An 18,601-nucleotide genomic window follows, 5' to 3' on the forward strand; every position below is an offset into this window, starting at 1 on the left:
AAAGCGGGCAATTATAAAAGATTTATGCAGTATTTAATATGTTTTCAGTTTTCCTTGTAGTCCGCCAGTATGAATCGCCAAAATACGGGTATCAGTAGGAAAATGATATTGCCGTATTAAATCAAACAATCCCATCATCATTTTAGCGGTATAGACCTGCTCTAAAGGGATTGCATATTTCTGCTCAAAGTCCTGCATAAATTGCAGCAATTCAGGTGTGGTTTTGGCATAGCCACCGCAACAATGAGCGTCGGTTAAAGACCAATTTTGCTTATCCGTCCATTGTTGAATTTCTGATTTGAGGAAATCACCTTTGAGTGCAGAAAATCCTAAAACCTGTTGCTGAGCTGAACTACTTTCGATTATCCCTGCAATAGTTCCACCTGTACCCACAGCACAACAAATCACATCATAATTTTCTCGATCCTCCGCAGACAATATTTCTTTTGTCCCTTGTATTGCAAGTTCATTTGTTCCGCCTTCTGGAATAATTAACGTATTTGGATAAAGCTGTTTTAATTGTTGTAAATACTCAGCTTCATGGCGTAGGCGATATTCAGATCGACTAACAAAATGCAGTTGCATACCAAAATTTTGTGCTGTTTGTAGTGTTGAGTTTAATGTTTGAGACGCGAGTTCTTCACCTCGAATGATGCCTATACTTTGAAAGCCAAAACATTGGGCCGCATACGCCGTTGCTGCGATATGATTGGAATAAGCTCCACCAAAAGTGAGCACTTGCTTATAGCCTTGTTGATGGGCTGCACGTAAGTTGTATTTCAGTTTAAAAAATTTATTGCCTGAAATCTGAGGATGAATCAGGTCAAGACGCTTGATCGTCAGTTGAACTGGATAAGGCAGATCCAATGTTTGATAAGGTGTGGGAAAAGCAATGTGATCAAACATTTTGGTGAGTTAAAAATGGATTTGATCACATTGTAAATGGATTTGATTGAGAATGTCAGTATGGCTTAAGAATCGGTATCCACTGATGTCGCCACGGACATACCTGGACGTAAATTTTCGATACCTTCTTGATCAGGATCAATCGCAATACGAACGGCAATTCGTTGAACCACTTTAGTGAAATTACCTGTTGCATTATCAGGTTTCAATACACTGAATTCTGATCCAGCTGCAGGGGAGATTTGTTCAACACGGCCTGTAAATTTTTGATGTTTCATGGCATCAACAGTGAAAGAAGCTTTCTGACCTATTTTCATGTTGGCAATCTGCGTCTCTTTAAAGTTGGCAATCACCCATGTTTGTTGTGGAATCAAATAAAGTAATTGTGAACCTGCGGCAACATATTGACCGACACGAGGATTCACTTCACCGAGTTGACCGTCCAGTGGCGCGACTATGGTGCTGTAATCTTTGGTGGTATTGGCTTGATCCAGTTGTGCTTGCGCGCTGTTGACCTGTGCTTTTAAACCTGCTTCTGCCACTTGTGCTGTTTTTAAAGCCTCTTGTGCCACTAGAATATTGGCTTGGGCTTGTTTGAGTAACGCAAGATTGTTTTGTGCATCGGCTGCGGCCTTATCTTGCTCAGATTTGGATGCTGCGCCACTATTGCCCAATTGTTGATAACGTTTCAGTTGTGCCAGTGATAAATCATATTGCGCTTTGACCTGATCTAGCTTGGCTTGTGCCGCTACGACATCGGCTTGGCGCTGTGCAATGGCTTGAGTTTGATTGGCAAGGCTATTTTGAGCTTGTTCTACACCTGAAACCGCTTGTGTAACTTTTTGATCATAGGTTGTTGCATCGATGTGCATCAACACTTGACCTCGTTTCACATGATCAAAATCTTTGACCAATACATCTTTGATATAACCATTGATTTGTGAGGACAATATCGTGGTTTTCCCTTTGATATAACTGTTGTCTGTCTGCTCAATCGCTGTATGAAAGGGACCAATTTTCCATGCCCATAAGATGATGGTAATACCTACCAATAAAACCAACAGCATCCACCATAGGGTTGAACGTTTAGTTTTGATCAACTTACTTGCTGGCGGAGGAGGCGGTGGCATCTCTGCAGCTTGAATTGTATTGCTAGACTGAGGGGATGTTTCAGCATTTATAGCCGGACTTTCCTGAGTCTGCTTTTCGGTATTATCTTTGGTTTCTTCTGCCATAATATTTTCTCAATCAAATGTTAACTCGAAATGCTGGTTAAGGATCTATTTTTTATCGTTTTATATTTCTCACGGGCATATTTAAATAAGCCCCATATCAAGAGAATAATCGCGAAAATACCATTGAGCACAATCACATCGTTATATGCACGAACTTGTGCTTCGCGGGTCACAACTTGATTCAAGTTTTGCATCGCTTGTTTATTTTGCAAAACAGGATCGGTTGTATTTAACATGGCACTCTGTTCATAACTTTTTATGCGTTGGGCAACAGTTGGGTCGGTTGGGTTTAAATGGCTATTAATTTCAATTTTATAATCATAGGTATGCTGTTGTTGGTAAGTGTTGAAAAAGGATGAACCGACTAAACCTCCAAAATTCTGGGTGGCTGTGAATAGCACAACAAAGGTAACGACGTATTGTGGGCCACGTTGTAAAGTACGTACAAAGCCCATCAACAACAAAGGACCAATAAACACGCCACCAGCAAAACTAACAAGAAACTGACTTCGATAGAAGTTTGCAGGACGTACATCACTGGTTAGGTGATAATCCAAGATACATGCGACTAAGATTAGAAACTCTGCCAAAAACAAATTCAAAATTAGGCGATCTTTATGAAAGGTCAATGCACTAAAGACTGAGCCTGCAATGGTTCCACAAAATATGACGCTATAAAGCGGGACGAATTGGTCAGGTCCCATCCCCATAGTTTTTAGAAAATTAACAGCCGCATAGCTTTGTTCTGACATCAACAGACGTAAGGCAAATGCACTAAAGATAAACGTAAGCAGGTCGCTTGTTGCCAGCCAGCGCGTCATAATCAGTGGATTGGCACGATAATGCTCATAAGTTAAGCCTAAGACAATCAGGCAAAAGCCGACAATTAACACATAAGCCAGCCAAGGACTATCAAACCACCAAAGAATAGGGCCTTGCGTGAGAACAATACATAAGCAAGCAAAACCTGGCGCCAGTAAGGCAAAGGTAAAGAAATCTTGCTTTTCAAAAACAGCAAGACGCAGACTTCGAGGTAATTTGAGTGCAACCACCATGGCAAAGCAGCAAATGGCCAATCCCAGTTCAAAGGTATAAATCACATCCCATTGATTAGCACTTAAGAGAAAGGGTGAAATCATCCATGCCAGTGGTAGACCGAGTTGCTGAAAACCAAAAGCCAGATAAATCCCTTTCGCTAAATCAGCTTTACCAAATGCCTGCATGGTGTAATACATCCCAAGCGAACTTAATGGAGCAGCTGCAAGACCTGCAATAAAACGGACAATCAATGCCATTTCATAAGTCTGTACGATGAGATGGAGAATCAATACACCAATAAAAACCAGCAGACCGATCTCAGAAAATAGACGTAGGCCGTATTGTTGACGTGCTTTAAATAAAATTAAGTTGGCGCTGACATTTGCCATCACATACGCTGCAGGGAGCCATGCCGCTTGAGAAGGGGTTAAACCATACTCACCTTGGAAAATAGGTAAGTTCGCAATCACAAAGCCGTTACTTAAGCTGGCAGCAATACAGATAAATAAGCCAATAAAAAAATAAGCGAAACGTTTCGGTGTGGCATGAGCAATTGCTGCAGGCGAACCCGGTAGTGTGGGACGCTCTTCAGCAGACCAATCTGGTGGAGTTTCAAGGTAGCGAGGGCTTTTATCCATATGATCCTCGAACTAAATTTTAATGCCGTTTAATAATAATTCTATTGCTCGTTTGGCTAACTGAACTTGATCTGAAGCAGTATGTCCTTGAAATGAGGAACCTAAGATTCCCACAATCATAGAAAAATCTTGTGGTGTAAGATCAGGACGGCACAGTTTATGTTGTATGGCTTGGTTAATTAGTGGTTGTAATGCTTTATCACGCCGTGCATAAATGTTTAACATGATTGGGTCATGACGATCAACAATACGCCAGTAATCAATAAGGACAATGAGATGGGGAACTTGTTCAACATAGCTTTCGATTAAGCGAAGAAAGCCATCATCAAAAGCCTGTAAAGCTTGCACATGATCTTCGAGTCTGGTCATGGCTTGTTCGAGTAAAGCCACAATCAATGCTTTACGGTCAGCAAAATTACGATAAAACGTTGCACGTCCCACACCTGCGTGGTCAATGATGGTTTGTAAAGGAACATGCACGCCATGGATTCGAAAAATCTCTTCTGCGGCATGGAGCAATTCATCACGATTTTGAATCGCACGTTGCTGACGTTTTATCATTTTGGGGATTCATAGAAAATTTAGCTAAATTTAACGGACATTATTGTCCGTTGTAAATTTAAGTCATTTTAATTTTTGTTTTAGTTCGGTAAAAGCATGCATTGACGGGCAACACATGCTGATGGTCATTAATCTTTAAAATGGACGGGAATCCATTGATAGCTTTTCTGATCTGCTGAGTAAATATGCCCAATACCCGGAAATGGTAAATGTGGTGCAGCAATGGTTTGGCCATTTTTTGCAAAATTCGCAAATTGTTTTAAACGGGTTTGTACTGCTTTTTTCGGATCAATATCATATTCAATCGCAGTTTCTGGTTTATCAAATTGCACGGTATGAGAATGAACAATATCACCGATGAATACCACACTTTGGTCTTTAGTTTTTAACTCATAACTGTAGTGCCCCGGTGTATGTCCTGCCGTGTTGATCACTTTAAAACCTTGAATTTCATCACCGAGCTTGAAGGTCTTGAAACGTTGCTTGGCTTGATAGGGTGCAATAGCTTCTTTGATCTTTTCGACTGTACCTAAGTAGTTGGCTTGTTTGTCTTTTGGTAGTTTTGCTATTTGTTTCGGATCTAACCAATATTTAGCTTCATCATCTGATACATAGACTGTCGCATTAGGAAAATTGGCAGTGCCTTTTTGACTGATGCCGCACACATGATCTGGGTGTAAATGAGTGAGTAAAATAGTATCGACCTGTTCAGGTTTATATCCTGAAGCAACTAGGTTTTTCAAAATAGAACCAAGATGCGCACCGAAACAACTTTCTGCACCGCTATCGACTAAAACCAGTGATTTGCCTGTATTGACGAGGAATGCATTGATGGAAGTCTGGACACCTTTCTCTTGATCAGCATAGTATTTCTTTAAAATTTCTTGGACTTGTTGTGGTGAAATATCTTTAAACAAGCTTGGTGACATAAAGTTTGTACCATCTAGCAGGGCAGTGATTTGCACATCACTCACTTGGTGCTGGTAAAAGCCTGCGACTTGTTTTTGTTGTTCAATGACTGGCAGGGTTTTGCTTGTTTCTGCATAGCTCAGTAAAGGGAAACTGCTCAAGATTGAGATAGAAAGGATTAGGGCTGTTTTTTTCATTTACAAATATTCTCAAGTTTAGTTGAATTGTCTACTTTTTAGCATATGAGATGGATTCTTTCATCTGTTTTTTATTAGGTCAAATAATATGGTGTACTAAGGGAAATAGGGAGGAGATAGTCTATGTATTTTTAATATAAAAAGAGTAATATGAAGACTGAAAAATTAATTTAAGAAAAACCCACACATATGAAAGAAGAGCATAATTATTCAGGTAAACCTTTAGCATATCTTGATCAAAATATTTTAGATGGATTTATTGATTGTCAAACTAATGATTTTGATTTTTTTAATGGATTTAAAGATAGAGTTCAAGTTGTATATTCCGATAGTACATTTCAAGAAATATATATATCAGGATTAACTGATAAGAGATATTCTGATAATTTTTTAAAATTGTTAGAACATTTTAAAGCTTGGCGAATTCAAACATGAGGTGCGACAGTTTCAAAAGCCTTATGATAATCAACAAGCTGAGCAAATTTCTCTAATGGTGTAAGCCAATCTAACGCTTTTCTAGGACGAGTATTCAGTGACATGGCAACTTGATTTAAATAATGCTGATCTGCCTGATTTAAATCAATCCCTTTAGGTAAATATTGCCTAATTAAACCATTCATATTTTCGCATGTGCCTTTTTGCCAGGGTGAATGTGGGTCACAGAAATATACATCTATGCCTAAATCTTCTTCAAGTATTTTATGTTCTGCCATCTCGCGTCCACGGTCATAGGTCAACGTTTTACGCAGTTCTGCAGGTAAATATTTCAGAGCTTCAGTTAAAGCCTTGCGCACTGATTCTGCCTTTGCATCAGGTAATGTTGCCAAGATACAGAGCCGTGTATTTCGTTCAATAAGTGTTGCTATCGAACTTTTATTGTCTTTACCTTTAATTAAATCAGCTTCCCAATGACCCGGTATTTTTCTTTCTTGAACTTCGGCTGGGCGCTCATGAATAGTTTTAATATCCTGTAATATAGAATCTTTTTTAGGTTCACCGTTAGCTTTTCGCTTTTTATTTTCATGACGTAGACAGGATAATAAGTCTTTTTTCAACTCACCCTTGGGTAATGCTCGTATCGTTGAATAAATCGTTGTATGGCTTACATTCATTGTTTGATCCAAATCAGGAAATGTCTTTAAACGCTTTGCTATTTGCTGAGGAGACCATAAACAACGGATCGCTTCAACAATAAATTTCCAGAGGATTGAAACGATTTTGAGTTTTCTGTGACCACGTCTACGTCTAGCGAAGGTGTTATCAGAAGCATATTGAGCTTGATAAACGTCATTGATGCTATTTCTTTTAAGCTCACGATAGATCGTACTAGGATGTCTTTTAATGAGTTCAGCAAATTTTCTGGCTGAAAAGCCTTCTTTTCTTGACTCAAGCATTAATGCAGTACGATCTTCAAAGTTAAGATGATGGTATGACAATTTTATATACTCCATAAACCCTTTAAATTAATTAGGTGGTTTATGTCGCACTTCAAGTTTTACTCTGCCCTTTATACTTAAAACCTATGCTTGATGAAAATTTTAAATTGACAGGGAGAATGAGAGTTTATTCAGGTTCAATCTTTAATTATTATAATGAATATATAAGTGAAAGTATGAAATATGATTACATTATGAATCCATTGCAAAGGAATATTTTTGCTTTGTATGGTGGTGTTCAAGATTATGATGCAATGGCCAATGAACAAATTGGAGCACAATATAAAATTTTAGAGTTTCTAGGCGAGCAAATAAGAATTCTAAAAAAGGAGAAGATTAATCATCCCATTTTAGAGTTATTTATTAGTCAAAAGGAAAAAGAACTTTATACTATGAAAGCTCAGATGCCTGATTTTGAGGCAACAGTTCGACAGAATATAGAAAACTTAAGGCAAGCGAATAGTGAGACTGATGCTCATTTAGCATATAGAAGTTCTCTTAAGATAAATGTTGATCAAATAAATAAAGTTGAATATCCAAATGTACTAATTAAAATTTGGAACATGTTAAAAGCAGAAAACACTTCTCTACAAGAAGTAGAGTTAGATGATTTTTTACAAATTAGGCATTGTAATTTTTATTTTGAAAAAATACATGCAATCTATACTATTTTAAATCTCAGTGGATTTAGGCCTGAGAAGAAAGTGAAAAATGAAAAAAAATTTGTAAGCGCTCAATCTGATATTTCACATGTAGCATTTGCAAGTTATTGTGATTTTTTTATAACTAATGATGAAAGACTTTTTGATAAAAGTAGAGTTATATATGAATATTTAAAAATTAACACTGAAGTACTGGATATTCCTCAATTTAAGTAGCACAAAGCCCCTACATTGTAGAGGCTCTTTCTTATCTTTCAACTTAAATCTTAAGACACTTTATCACCAGCTTTAGCACCAGATTCAGGTGAGATCACCCAAACACCTTCACCATTACCCGCTGCAAGTACCATACCGTTAGAAATACCAAAACGCATTTTACGAGGTGCAAGGTTAGCGACCATCACTACTAATTTGCCTTTTAAGTCTTCTGGCTGATAGAACTCACGAATGCCACTAAACACATTACGTGGTTCAGCTTCACCTACATTTAAAGTGAGTTGAAGCAACTTATCCGAACCTTCGACAGTTGAAGCTTCTAAAACTTCAGCTACACGGAGGTCAACTTTCATAAAGTCTTCGATACCAATGATTTCAGCTTCACCCACTTTAGGTTCAGGCTTCTTCTCGGCTTTCTTCTCTTTTTTCTTTTCCACTTTTGGCGCTTCTGCCGCAGCAGCTAATGAGTCTTTAGATGCATCTACCATCGCAGCAACTGCTTTAGGATCAACACGCTGTATAAGCGGTTGGAATTGAGCAATTTCGTGTGCAACGAGGATCTGCTGACGTGCAGCAAAGTCAAAGCTTTCAAGTTGTAAGAAAGACTGAACTTGAGCCGCAAGTGTTGGAAGAACAGGAGCTAAGTAAATTGCAAGCTGACGGAATAAGTTGATACCAACTGAGCAAACATCATGAACTTGTTGTTCTTGACCTTCTTGCTTCGCAAGCGCCCACGGTTTTTTCTCATCAATATATTGATTCGCTTTGTCCGCAAGCGCCATGATTTCACGAATAGCAGCAGAGAATTCACGTGCTTCATAGGCTTGAGCAATTGAGTCGCCCGCATCAATAAAGCTTTGAACCAGTTCAGGTTCAGCGCATGTGCTTGAAAGCGTATTATTGAAATTGCTGTTAATGAATTTTGCACAACGGCTGGCAATATTCACTACTTTACCGACAAGGTCAGAATTCACTTTTTGTACGAAGTCATCCAAATTCAAATCCGAATCTTCAACTTTGTCAGAAAGCTTAGAAGCAAAGTAATAACGTAAATATTCTGGGTTCAAATGCTGTAAATAAGTTTCAGCTTTAATGAATGTGCCACGAGATTTTGACATCTTTTGACCATTCACGGTCAAGAAACCATTGACGAATAAACCAGATGGCGTGCGGTAGTTCGCACCTTCAAGCATTGCAGGCCAGAACAGTGCATGGAAGTAAACAATATCTTTACCGATGAAGTGATAGACTTCTTTATCGCTGTCTTTTTTCCAGAAATCATCAAAACTTAGATCTGGGCGTTTGGTTTTGATGTAGTTTTCAAAACTCGACATATAACCAATCGGTGCATCGACCCAAACATAGAAATATTTGTTTGGCGCATCTGGGATTTCAAAACCGAAATAAGGTGCATCACGCGAAATATCCCAATCTGATAAACCTGCTTCAAACCACTCATCTAGTTTGTTGGCAATCGAAACAGGTAGGCGACCTTGGTCACGCGTCCATTTTTGTAAGTATTCTGAGAAATTTGGAAGTTTAAAGAAGTAATGGTCTGATGATTTCTCAACAGGTGTCGCACCGCTCAAAGTTGAGCGTGGGTTCAATAATTCAGTTGCATTGTAAGTTGTGCCACACACTTCACATGCATCGCCGTATTGATCTTCCGATTTACATTTTGGACACGTGCCTTTAATGAAACGGTCAGACAAGAACATGCCTTTTTCAGGATCAAATAGCTGATTTACAGGACGAATTGCGATATTGCCTGCTTCACGGTTCTTAATATAAATTTCTTCTGAACGCGCTTTGTTTTCGTCACTATTGGTTGAATCATAGTGATCGAAATGTACGCCAAAGCCATCAAAGTCACGGATATGTTCTTTTTGAACGTTGGCAATTTGCGCTTCAGGGCTAATGCCATTGGCTTCGGCACGCAGCATGATCGCTGTACCATGAGCATCATCCGCACATACGTAAGTCACCTCATGACCCATTGCACGCATCGCACGAACCCAAATATCTGCTTGGATATAACCGAGTAAGTGACCCATATGGATAGGACCATTGGCATAAGGGAGGGCATTGGTGACTAAAATTTTACGCACGGATATTGTTCTCTCATTCGTATTTGCAAGGCAGATGATTTTACATGACTTGACCCCGACTTGCACAAGGGATTCAGTGAAATATTCAAAGATCACATACTTTGCATCTGCTTAACGGTTACGTTGTGCTTTGAGTTCTTTCTCAGCGAAATAATTTTGCCTTTAGACAAGAAATGGATGTAGTAGCTCTTGAGACCATCTGTTTTGGGATCAAGCGTAATTTCAGCGTACATTGGAGTTTGCCAAAGCTCATCACTGCCTAGAGTCCCTAACCATGCCTGTGCTTTTAACGTCACAGTAAATTGATCCCTAATTTCAAGGTCAGTAATGCTGAGTTCGCTACACCAATGTTCCGTTTTCGGAAACTCGGCTTTAGAAAATTTCCAGCAAATCGTCAGCGCTAAACTGCTTTCAACTGGCGCTTTATCATCACTGATTTGATCAATAACAGGAATTAATTGTTCAGCCAGATCCTGTTCAAAAGAAAGAATCATATGCTGGATTCTTCTTTTACTTGAAAGAATATAATTCAGACGTTTTTCTTGAGCTTGAAGTTCATGTTGAATTTCTAAAAGTTCATTTTCATTCATAACTTTATAAATAAGTTTAAGATATCGTTAATGCGAAAGTATATCTGATCTATTTCGCTATATTGTGAATAGTTTTTAATTGAAATTTGATGGTTGTAAAAATGATCGAAACACCAAGACTGATTTTGCGCCAATGGCGAGATAGTGATTATCCATGTTTTGCAGAGATGAGCGCTGATCCACAGGTGATGCAGTACTTTCCGAATCTGCTGTCACGAGCAGAAAGTGATGCCTTGATTGATCGTATGAAGTTAATTATCGAGACGAAAGGCTGGGGTTTTTGGGCGGTAGAGTTAAAACAAAACCAACAATTCATAGGATTTGTTGGATTGCATGATCAACCCATACAATTTTCATTTTCGCCTTGTGTTGAAATTGGTTGGCGACTTGATCAGGCATATTGGGGGCAAGGCTACGCATCAGAAGCTGCGAATGCCGCTTTGGATTTTGCGTTTGAACAGTTGCAACTGAATAAAGTTGTATCTTTTACAACTTTGGAAAATGAAAAATCACAAGCAGTAATGAAAAAGTTAAAAATGAGAAAAATAACAGAATTCCAACATCCTGCATTGGCATCCGATCATCCATTGAGCAGGCATGTTTTATATGAAATCTCTAGGAAAGAGTTTCATAATCAAGGTTGATGTTGTTCATTTATATGATTTTTATATCTAAAAAATTCAAAAGGTTATCAGTCGGATATGAAATGAATCTTCCTGTATCCCAATTGTTTCAATTTGCAGCAATCACTAAAAAAATCATCTAAATGCGCTATAAATAAATCTAGCTCCAACAATATGTACTTTGCTTATTCGTTAGTGAGGAAATACCATGACAAATGACAAAATTGATGAATTAAAAACTCAAGCAGCTGAATTGGGTGATGATCTTAAACACAAAGCAAAAGAAGCTCAGCTACAAGGTGAAAAAGCGGTTGATGACTTAAAACACTCTGCTGAAGAGTTGAAATTAAAGGGTGAAAAAGCACTCGATGATTTAAAGAGAGATGTATCGGAGCAAGGCTCTGAAACTAAAGATGCTTTTTCAAGCAAAGTGGATGAGGCGAAAGCAAAACTAGAAGACACACAACATAGTCTTCAGGAAAAGTTTGATCATTTAAAAGAAGAAGCAAGTCATAAATTGGACGATGCGAAAGCAAAAGCGGCTGAGTTAAAAGATGATGCTGCTGCTAAGTTTGATGATTTGAAAGCTCAAGCGAGTCACAAATTAGATGATTTGAAGAAAGCTGCAACTGATACCATTAATAAGTTCAAAGGTTGATGCTTAGCACTTTTTGAATAAATCTAGACGCTGATATTGACTGAAGAAAGTGCATTTAAAAAATGCGCGACAATCTTCTAAGATATGAGCGTCTATTTTTTATATTTGTAGCTTAAGTAATGAATTTTAGTCTGCAACGTGATTCATTTATAAAGTGGCAACCGCTATTAATACTGCTAAACTAACCAAACTCAGTGATATGTTGACCTGTTTTTGGAGTAAACAAAATGTCGTGGCTTTCTTCCTTAAAATCTGTTTTTTCACCAGCTCAAGAGGTGAAGGAAGACGAAATTCAAGCAGTGCTACAGAATTATGTTTTGCCAAACTCTGAAAATGCTTTAAAAGATCGAATTAGCCAAGTCAATGTACAAGGTCGTATCTTACAACTGACCATCAATACATACCCGCAAGAAAAAGATCATTTGCAACAAATTCATGACGAGTTGGCTGATGCTTTGGAAAAATGTGGAATCCAAGAACTGAATCTTCATATTATTCAACAAAAACATGCCGCACATGGAGAGGCGGGGCATAGCTGTTCATCTCAACCTAAAGCTGAAAATAGTAATAAGTTACCGCCTGTGATGGATGCTTCTCCAAAAGCTGAGGAAGATCCGAATAATCCTCCAATCCAGAAAGCCGCACCACAGCAACGAGATGTGGCGCCACATCCACGTATTCAAAATGTGATTTTGGTGTCTTCGGGGAAAGGTGGTGTAGGTAAATCAACAACCACTGTAAATTTAGCTTTGGCACTACAAAAACTTGGTTTGAAAGTTGGTGTCCTTGATGCGGATATCTATGGCCCAAGTATTCCAACCATGTTAGGAAATGCAGGCCGCACACCACAAATTGAAAATGAACATTTTGTTCCTTTAGATGCCTATGGCATGGCGGTGATTTCGATTGGTCATCTTATTGGGGCGAACAATACGCCTGTGGCTTGGCGTGGGCCTAAGGCAACGGGTGCACTAATGCAATTATTCAATCAAACATTGTGGCCAGATTTGGATGTATTAGTCATCGACATGCCACCGGGCACAGGTGATATTCAACTTACTTTAGCGCAGCGTATCCCTGTAACTGGGGCTGTGATTGTCACCACACCACAAAATGTCGCGCTCATGGATGCCGTGAAAGGGATTGAATTATTTAATAAAGTGAATATTCCTGTACTGGGTGTGATTGAAAATATGTCAACGCATATTTGTTCGAACTGTGGACATGAAGAACAGATTTTTGGTATCGGTGGTGGCGATCAGCTTTCTGAACAATATGATATTCCATTGTTGGGGCGTTTACCCTTAGACGCAAAAATCCGTGAACATGCTGATAATGGGCAACCGAGTGTCGTAGTTGAAGATGATGCAGCAGAAAGTTATATGAATATTGCAGCAGTAGTGCTGGAACAAATGAATAAATTACCTCAGCGTCAGCGGGACGATAAGCGTATTTTCTAACAACGCCTAGCCCAACAAAACTGTTGGGCTTTTAATTGTGTGGTTGTAAAAATATAACGTTTAGTAAAAATTGGCATGTCGATTGCTTCATTTCAATTTTAATTTGAGATGAGTTTTATGAAGCGGTTGAAATATGCTGTCGGTATTGTAGGTGTTTGTGCTGCCTTTTTATTCAGTGCATGCAATAGTGATGAATCTAAAAAAGACAATGAACCCCAGCAGCAAATGAAATTACAACCTATCGTGATCCAAGGTGCATTACCCGTAGAATCTGAACGCATGGCTGCAAAGTTAGATCATGTAACTGTTGAAACCATTGGTGGTTGGAAATTTTGGAAAGGTACTTACAAAGGTTACCCGATGATTATTTCTAAAACACGTATGGGGATGAGTAACTCAGCAGCAGCGACTGCGATCGCGATTCAAAAGTATCAGCCGATAGCCATTATTAACCAAGGGACATCAGGTGGACATGACCCTGAATTAAATGTTTTTGATATTGTTCTCGGAAAATATACGACCAATATTGGTGCATTTAGAACACCGCAACAACCAATTGGTGGTGGCTCAGATGCCTTAACATGGCATGAAGCATTTGATGTACTGCCTGAAGATGAATCTGATCCAGAGCCAATTGCCATTCGTAAGTTTGAGAGTGATCCAGAGCTTTTAATTGCAGCTTATGCGGCAAAAGCAAACTATAGCAAAGGACAAGTTGTTGAAGGAACGATTGGTTCAGCAGATGTTTGGAATAATGAATTGGATCGAATTAAATTTTTCCATCGTACGTATGGAACTTCAGTTGAAGAAATGGAAGCTGCATCAGTCGCGCAAATTGCTCATCAATTCAAAGTACCATTTCTTGGGATTCGGATCTTATCAAATAATATCACCAATAACGGTGCTTATGATCCTGCGACAGGTGAAGCATGTCAGGACTATGTATTAGATGTTGCAGAACAATACATGAAAGCAAAAAGCGAGTCGAAATAAAGCTTTGTATATTTCATATGGAAAGAAAGGCGGTCTTGACGACCGCCTTTCTGAAATTTGCTTAAACTTCGAGTTTAAATGTTCGAAGATGATGGACTTTCTTTCTTGGCTTGTAAAATATTCATTGCAATTGAAAGACCGACCATCACTATTCCGATCAGATCAGTTCTGCCCTCAGGCATAATCATCAGTAATGCACCGATCCCTAAAACTAAACGCCAAACTAGATTCATTGAGGTTCTAAAATAGCCCTCTACCGCAGCGCCTAAAGCCAAAATACCAACAATTGATGTAACGGTAATACTGACAATACTCCAGATTGGTGGAAGCGCAAATTCGCGTGCATTCAATGCAATATTAGTCGTATCAATCATTAGCATTGCAGGGTTATAGACAAACAAGAAAGGTACGATAAAGCCTGCTAGAGACAATTTGAGTGCTTGAAAACCAGTTTTCATCGGGTCGCCCCCTGAAATACCAGCCCCAGCAAAAGCAGCCAAAGCAACAGGTGGGGTAATATTGGCAAATAATCCAAAATAGAAAACGAACATATGAGCAACGAGGATAGGCACATCAAAATGGGCCAAAGCAGGAGCAGCCATTGTTGCAGTGATAATATAAGCTGGAATAGAAGGTAGCCCCATACCTAAAATCATGGAAGCGACCATAGTAAATAATAAGGTCAGAAACAGATTTCCTGCGCCAACACTCATGATATAAGAGGTCATCACCGATCCGAAACTGGTTAAGCTCACCACACCAATAATTAAACCAACCACCGCACAGGCAGACATCACCGACAAGGATTGTTTAGCACCATCCGCAAGCGCCTCTAAGATCTGTTTGAATCCCATACACGTGGTTTTGCGGAGATTGGCAACTACGATTGTTAAAAGAATCGTGTAGACGGCAGCATAACTGACAGGCATAGACTGAAATAAGAAAAAAACTAACGCCACGATTGGAATCAGTAAATGTCCGCGTTCTTTTAATACTTCTTTAACGCGAGGAAGGTCAGCTTTAGGCAAGCCTTTTAAATTATCTCGACCTGCACGGAAGTGCACTTGGGAGATTACCCCAAGATAATAGAGCAATGCAGGAAGTACAGCAGCAAGGGCAATAGTGCCATAACTGACTCCTGTTGTTTCAGCCATAATGAACGCACTCGCGCCCATAATTGGCGGGAGAATTTGTCCACCAACTGAGGCACTGGCTTCCACCGCACCCGCAAAATTCTTTTGATAGCCAATTTTCTTCATCAAAGGAATGGTGAAGGAGCCTGTTCCTACCACATTTGCGACCGCTGTACCGTTAATACTGCCCATAAAGCCACTTGAAATCACAGCAACCTTTGCAGGGCCACCTTGTTTATGACCTGCTAAAGCCATTGCGAGATCATTGAACAGTTTGCCCATACCAGATTTGGCAAGAAATGATCCAAATAGGATAAATAAGAAAATGAACGTGACCGATGCACCGATGGCTGATGAATACAAGCCCTCAGTTTTTAAATACATTTGACCAAAAATATCGCTCACACTATATGGTCGAGTGAGTAAACGGTCAGGCATCCAATTAAAATGACTAATAAATGGATAGGCGAGAAAAACCAAACCTAAAATCGGGAGCATCCAGCCCATGATTCGTCGTGCCGCTTCAATGACTAACACAACCGTCATGATTGCAAATACGATATCTAACGTATTGGGAATACCACCACGAGAGGTCATGATGTTTTGATATTCAATCCATAAATAGCCCAGTGAGGCAAAGGAGGCTAACATTAAAATCCAGTCATACCATGCAATATGCTGTCGATCACTACTTTGTCGTGCTGGATAGAGCAAGAAAATTAGTGCTAAACCGATAGACACATGTGCTGAACGTTGGATCAGTTCAGGTAACGGGTTATAGGTAATAAATAAATGAAAGAGTGAATAACAAATTGCTAAAACGGTAATAAAGAGGGCAACAGATTTCTGTTTGGGTGTGCGAGTAACCGATTCCTTATCAAACTTTTCTAATAATTCTCTTTGTTTGGCTTGATCACTCTGTTCTGGTGTTGCACTGTTATCGGGTTTATTCATCTACATTCTCCTAACCACCAGATCTTCCATAATGGTGTGTACGTACTCTTAAACTGCACAAGGCTATAATTAGGCAGTTCATTTGCAATCGCCCATGTCGTATTGTTCCAGGACAGTTGACCTTGCATATTTCGTGAAACAGTCCAATTAATCTCTTTCAGTTTTTGGTTTACAGCCATTCTGACCACGCCATCTTTTTGAGAAATAATAGGGTAATCGCTTGGTGTACCAGCGCCAAAAGAAATTAGATCAGTATAGACCAAACGGAATGCATTTTTTTCACGATGATAACTTTCCCGCCATATTGTTTTTTCGACAGAATGTCGCCATTGCAAGTTAAAGTCAGCTTCACGAATGATGCAATTATGTTTTTCACTCATCACATGTGTATTTGCAATCGGATAACTAACCAATAAAACAATACCGAAGGCTAAACAGAAAAGTGCAGCCGAAGCTGCACTTATAATTTTCATTGAGCTGCCGCGACCTCGTCGTAGTATTTTTTAGCACCTGGATGGAGTGGTGCGACTAAACCATTTTGAGCACCTTGCAAAGTGATGTCTTTTGCTGCTTGGTGAGTATTGGCTAAAGCATCAAGGCTTTCGAAGAAGGTTTTAGTCAATTTATAAACATCATCTTCAGATAAATCAGAGCGAACGACTAAAGCATTCATGATTGCTGCAGTTGGAATATCCTCAGCATTGTCATAGGTTCCTTTTGGAATGATCATTGGTAAGAAATAGGCCTGATCTTTGGCAATTTCTTTAATCTTATCAGGATTGATACTGACCAACTGTAGATCATAACCACGTTGCAATTCCATCAGTGACGAGTTTGGAATACCACTGGTAAGGAAGGCTGCATCTAGTTTTCCGCCTTTCAATGCATCCGCTGCTTCGGCATAACCTAAATAATCTACTTTTACATCCTTGTAGGTAATACCGAAACCATTCAACAAAGTACGAGCATTGACTTCAACACCTGAGTTCTGAGCACCAACTGCGATACGTTTACCTTTCAAATCCTCAATGTTTTTAATTCCAGATTTCTTTGAGGTTACGATTTGCACATAGTTCGGATAGAGCGCTGCGATTTGCTGAACATTGGTGATTTTATCTTTAAAGCTGCCTTGTCCATTGATTGCTTCGGTGAGACTGTCGCTCATCACAAAAGCCATTTCTACTTTGTTTTGCTTTAACAAATTTAGATTTTCTACAGAAGCACCTGTGGTCTGTGTCTTAGAGTTAACACCATACGTTTTATGGTAAATTTCAGCCAAATTTGTTGCGATGACATTATATGGACCTGAAGCTCCACCAGTTGCAATATTAACAAATCGTGTTTCCAGTTTATTGGCGCTTGTCGTTGCGGTACTGCCTTCTTGGCTTGCATTTTTATTGCCAGTATTGTCAGAACAAGCAGATAAACCTGTTATTGCTAAACCGAGTAAAATGAGTTGGGGCCATTTTTTCATTACTATCTCCTGTTTATATGCACACCATAAATCCATCATTTGGCTGCTTTATTTAATATTCAGTACATTTTTACGCAATTAAATATGTTCTACTCTTACCGTATTCTCAGGGGGATGGCAACTTATTTTACAGGTTTTTAGACTAAAGAATTTATCTTGCTGAATGGCGTGATTTCCATTTGCGGATCACCATCCAACGCCAAATTAAATGTGTAGCAATATAAAATAATAGTGCGAACAGAACGGCTTCGATGATTAGCCCTATAATTAAGATTTTGGCTAAATGCAAATCAATATGTCCATGACCGAAATTTTGTAACCAGTTGAGGATCTGATGTAAGACGCCAAGTAGCATGTCTTTATTAATCATATTGACGTGGAAGATTTTTGCACCAAACCAAAAACCTAAATATAAAATTGGGACAATGGTCAACGGATTGGTTAGCCAAGCCATACATAGTCCAAGCGGCAAATTTACTTCAAAATATAAAACCGTGAGAATAATGAAAAGGCTGTGGAAAGGAACTGGTAAAATTCCCCAAAATGCCCCAAGACCTATCGCTTTTGCAATCGAGTGTCGATTCACATACCAAAGCAATGGATTCAAGGTGCGAGTGCCGAATATTTTCATAAGTTTTAAATCGGCAATTTTTTCTGAGGAAGGAAGCCACTTTTGGAAGAATAGCTTAGGCATAAAATGGGTAAAGTGATGAGAAAATATCATCTTTATCTTAACAGTCGTTTCTTAGCTCAAACTTAAATTATGTACAATAAATGTTTGATTTTTCATGTTGTAAAAGCTAAAGTGCA

18 protein-coding genes are annotated in these 18,601 nt (G+C 39.0%); 6 read left to right on the forward strand and 12 right to left on the reverse strand.

The genetic code is table 11. From position 1 onward, the window contains the following. Nucleotides 1-33 precede the first annotated feature (33 nt). From F927_RS03080 to F927_RS03100, 5 genes are all read right to left on the reverse strand, one after another. Nucleotides 34-906 carry a 1-aminocyclopropane-1-carboxylate deaminase/D-cysteine desulfhydrase gene (locus F927_RS03080; protein WP_005081369.1) on the reverse strand — a complete coding sequence of 291 codons (873 nt, stop codon included), beginning with the start codon at nt 904-906 and terminating at the stop codon, nt 34-36. Between the two features lie 65 nt (nt 907-971). Next, nucleotides 972-2,036 carry an HlyD family secretion protein gene (locus F927_RS03085; RefSeq protein ID WP_228127569.1) on the reverse strand — a complete coding sequence of 355 codons (1,065 nt, stop codon included), beginning with the start codon at nt 2,034-2,036 and terminating at the stop codon, nt 972-974. Nucleotides 2,037-2,161: 125 nt separating this feature from the next. Continuing rightward, complete coding sequence (locus F927_RS03090) at nt 2,162-3,817, reverse strand: MFS transporter (RefSeq protein WP_005081371.1); 1,656 nt, start codon at nt 3,815-3,817, stop codon at nt 2,162-2,164. A gap of 12 nt (nt 3,818-3,829) precedes the next feature. Continuing rightward, a complete protein-coding gene (locus F927_RS03095) occupies nt 3,830-4,378 on the reverse strand; it encodes a TetR/AcrR family transcriptional regulator (RefSeq protein ID WP_005081372.1) in 549 nt (182 codons plus the stop codon). Nucleotides 4,379-4,506: 128 nt separating this feature from the next. Continuing rightward, a complete protein-coding gene (locus F927_RS03100) occupies nt 4,507-5,484 on the reverse strand; it encodes an MBL fold metallo-hydrolase (protein ID WP_005081373.1) in 978 nt (325 codons plus the stop codon). A 189-nt stretch (nt 5,485-5,673) separates the two neighbouring features. Here F927_RS03100 and F927_RS03105 point away from each other — a divergent pair, with 189 nt between their 5' ends. Further along, nucleotides 5,674-5,919 (forward strand): hypothetical protein, encoded by a 246-nt coding sequence (locus F927_RS03105; RefSeq protein WP_005081374.1) that lies wholly within the window; start codon nt 5,674-5,676, stop codon nt 5,917-5,919. Here F927_RS03105 and F927_RS03110 read toward each other — a convergent pair. Then, complete coding sequence (locus F927_RS03110; protein WP_080631714.1) at nt 5,910-6,935, reverse strand: IS30-like element ISAba125 family transposase; 1,026 nt, start codon at nt 6,933-6,935, stop codon at nt 5,910-5,912. The genes F927_RS03105 and F927_RS03110 overlap by 10 nt on opposite strands. A gap of 179 nt (nt 6,936-7,114) precedes the next feature. Here F927_RS03110 and F927_RS03115 point away from each other — a divergent pair, with 179 nt between their 5' ends. Continuing rightward, nucleotides 7,115-7,798, forward strand: a complete 684-nt coding sequence (locus F927_RS03115; RefSeq protein WP_228127577.1) for a hypothetical protein — start codon at nt 7,115-7,117, stop codon at nt 7,796-7,798. A 50-nt stretch (nt 7,799-7,848) separates the two neighbouring features. On the opposite strand, the gene metG is transcribed toward F927_RS03115, so the two are convergent. Together metG and F927_RS03125 are read right to left on the reverse strand one after the other, a co-directional pair. Further along, a complete protein-coding gene (gene metG / locus F927_RS03120) occupies nt 7,849-9,906 on the reverse strand; it encodes a methionine--tRNA ligase (protein WP_005081382.1) in 2,058 nt (685 codons plus the stop codon). A 92-nt stretch (nt 9,907-9,998) separates the two neighbouring features. After that, nucleotides 9,999-10,496, reverse strand: coding sequence for a hypothetical protein (locus F927_RS03125; RefSeq protein ID WP_005081383.1), 498 nt, complete (start codon nt 10,494-10,496; stop codon nt 9,999-10,001). A gap of 101 nt (nt 10,497-10,597) precedes the next feature. Here F927_RS03125 and F927_RS03130 point away from each other — a divergent pair, with 101 nt between their 5' ends. From F927_RS03130 to F927_RS03145, 4 genes are all read left to right on the forward strand, one after another. After that, the gene (locus F927_RS03130) at nt 10,598-11,140 is read left to right on the forward strand and encodes a GNAT family N-acetyltransferase (protein WP_005081385.1); all 543 of its coding nucleotides are present in this window, start codon (nt 10,598-10,600) and stop codon (nt 11,138-11,140) included. Nucleotides 11,141-11,327: 187 nt separating this feature from the next. Beyond that, nucleotides 11,328-11,777: a hypothetical protein gene (locus F927_RS03135; RefSeq protein WP_004638076.1), complete on the forward strand. Its 450-nt coding sequence runs from the start codon at nt 11,328-11,330 to the stop codon at nt 11,775-11,777. Between the two features lie 227 nt (nt 11,778-12,004). Next, a complete protein-coding gene (gene apbC, locus F927_RS03140; protein ID WP_004638077.1) occupies nt 12,005-13,237 on the forward strand; it encodes an iron-sulfur cluster carrier protein ApbC in 1,233 nt (410 codons plus the stop codon). 117 nt (nt 13,238-13,354) lie between these two features. Beyond that, on the forward strand, nt 13,355-14,230 hold the full coding sequence (locus F927_RS03145; protein WP_005081388.1) for a 5'-methylthioadenosine/S-adenosylhomocysteine nucleosidase: 876 nt from the start codon (nt 13,355-13,357) through the stop codon (nt 14,228-14,230). A 74-nt stretch (nt 14,231-14,304) separates the two neighbouring features. Here F927_RS03145 and F927_RS03150 read toward each other — a convergent pair whose 3' ends face one another. The 4 genes from F927_RS03150 to F927_RS03165 all read right to left on the reverse strand — a co-directional run bounded on the left by F927_RS03150 (nt 14,305) and on the right by F927_RS03165 (nt 18,485). After that, a complete protein-coding gene (locus F927_RS03150; RefSeq protein ID WP_005081389.1) occupies nt 14,305-16,317 on the reverse strand; it encodes a TRAP transporter permease in 2,013 nt (670 codons plus the stop codon). Then, nucleotides 16,314-16,790, reverse strand: a complete 477-nt coding sequence (locus F927_RS03155; RefSeq protein ID WP_005081391.1) for a DUF1850 domain-containing protein — start codon at nt 16,788-16,790, stop codon at nt 16,314-16,316. Before F927_RS03155 ends, F927_RS03150 begins: the two co-directional genes overlap by 4 nt. Then, a complete protein-coding gene (locus tag F927_RS03160; RefSeq protein WP_005081392.1) occupies nt 16,787-17,791 on the reverse strand; it encodes a TAXI family TRAP transporter solute-binding subunit in 1,005 nt (334 codons plus the stop codon). The genes F927_RS03155 and F927_RS03160 overlap by 4 nt, the downstream gene beginning before the upstream one ends. A gap of 151 nt (nt 17,792-17,942) precedes the next feature. Further along, the gene (locus F927_RS03165; RefSeq protein WP_005081394.1) at nt 17,943-18,485 is read right to left on the reverse strand and encodes a DUF2062 domain-containing protein; all 543 of its coding nucleotides are present in this window, start codon (nt 18,483-18,485) and stop codon (nt 17,943-17,945) included. Nucleotides 18,486-18,601 lie beyond the last annotated feature (116 nt).

Source organism: Acinetobacter haemolyticus CIP 64.3 = MTCC 9819 (assembly GCF_000369065.1).
Classification (GTDB): Bacteria; Pseudomonadota; Gammaproteobacteria; order Pseudomonadales; family Moraxellaceae; genus Acinetobacter; species Acinetobacter haemolyticus.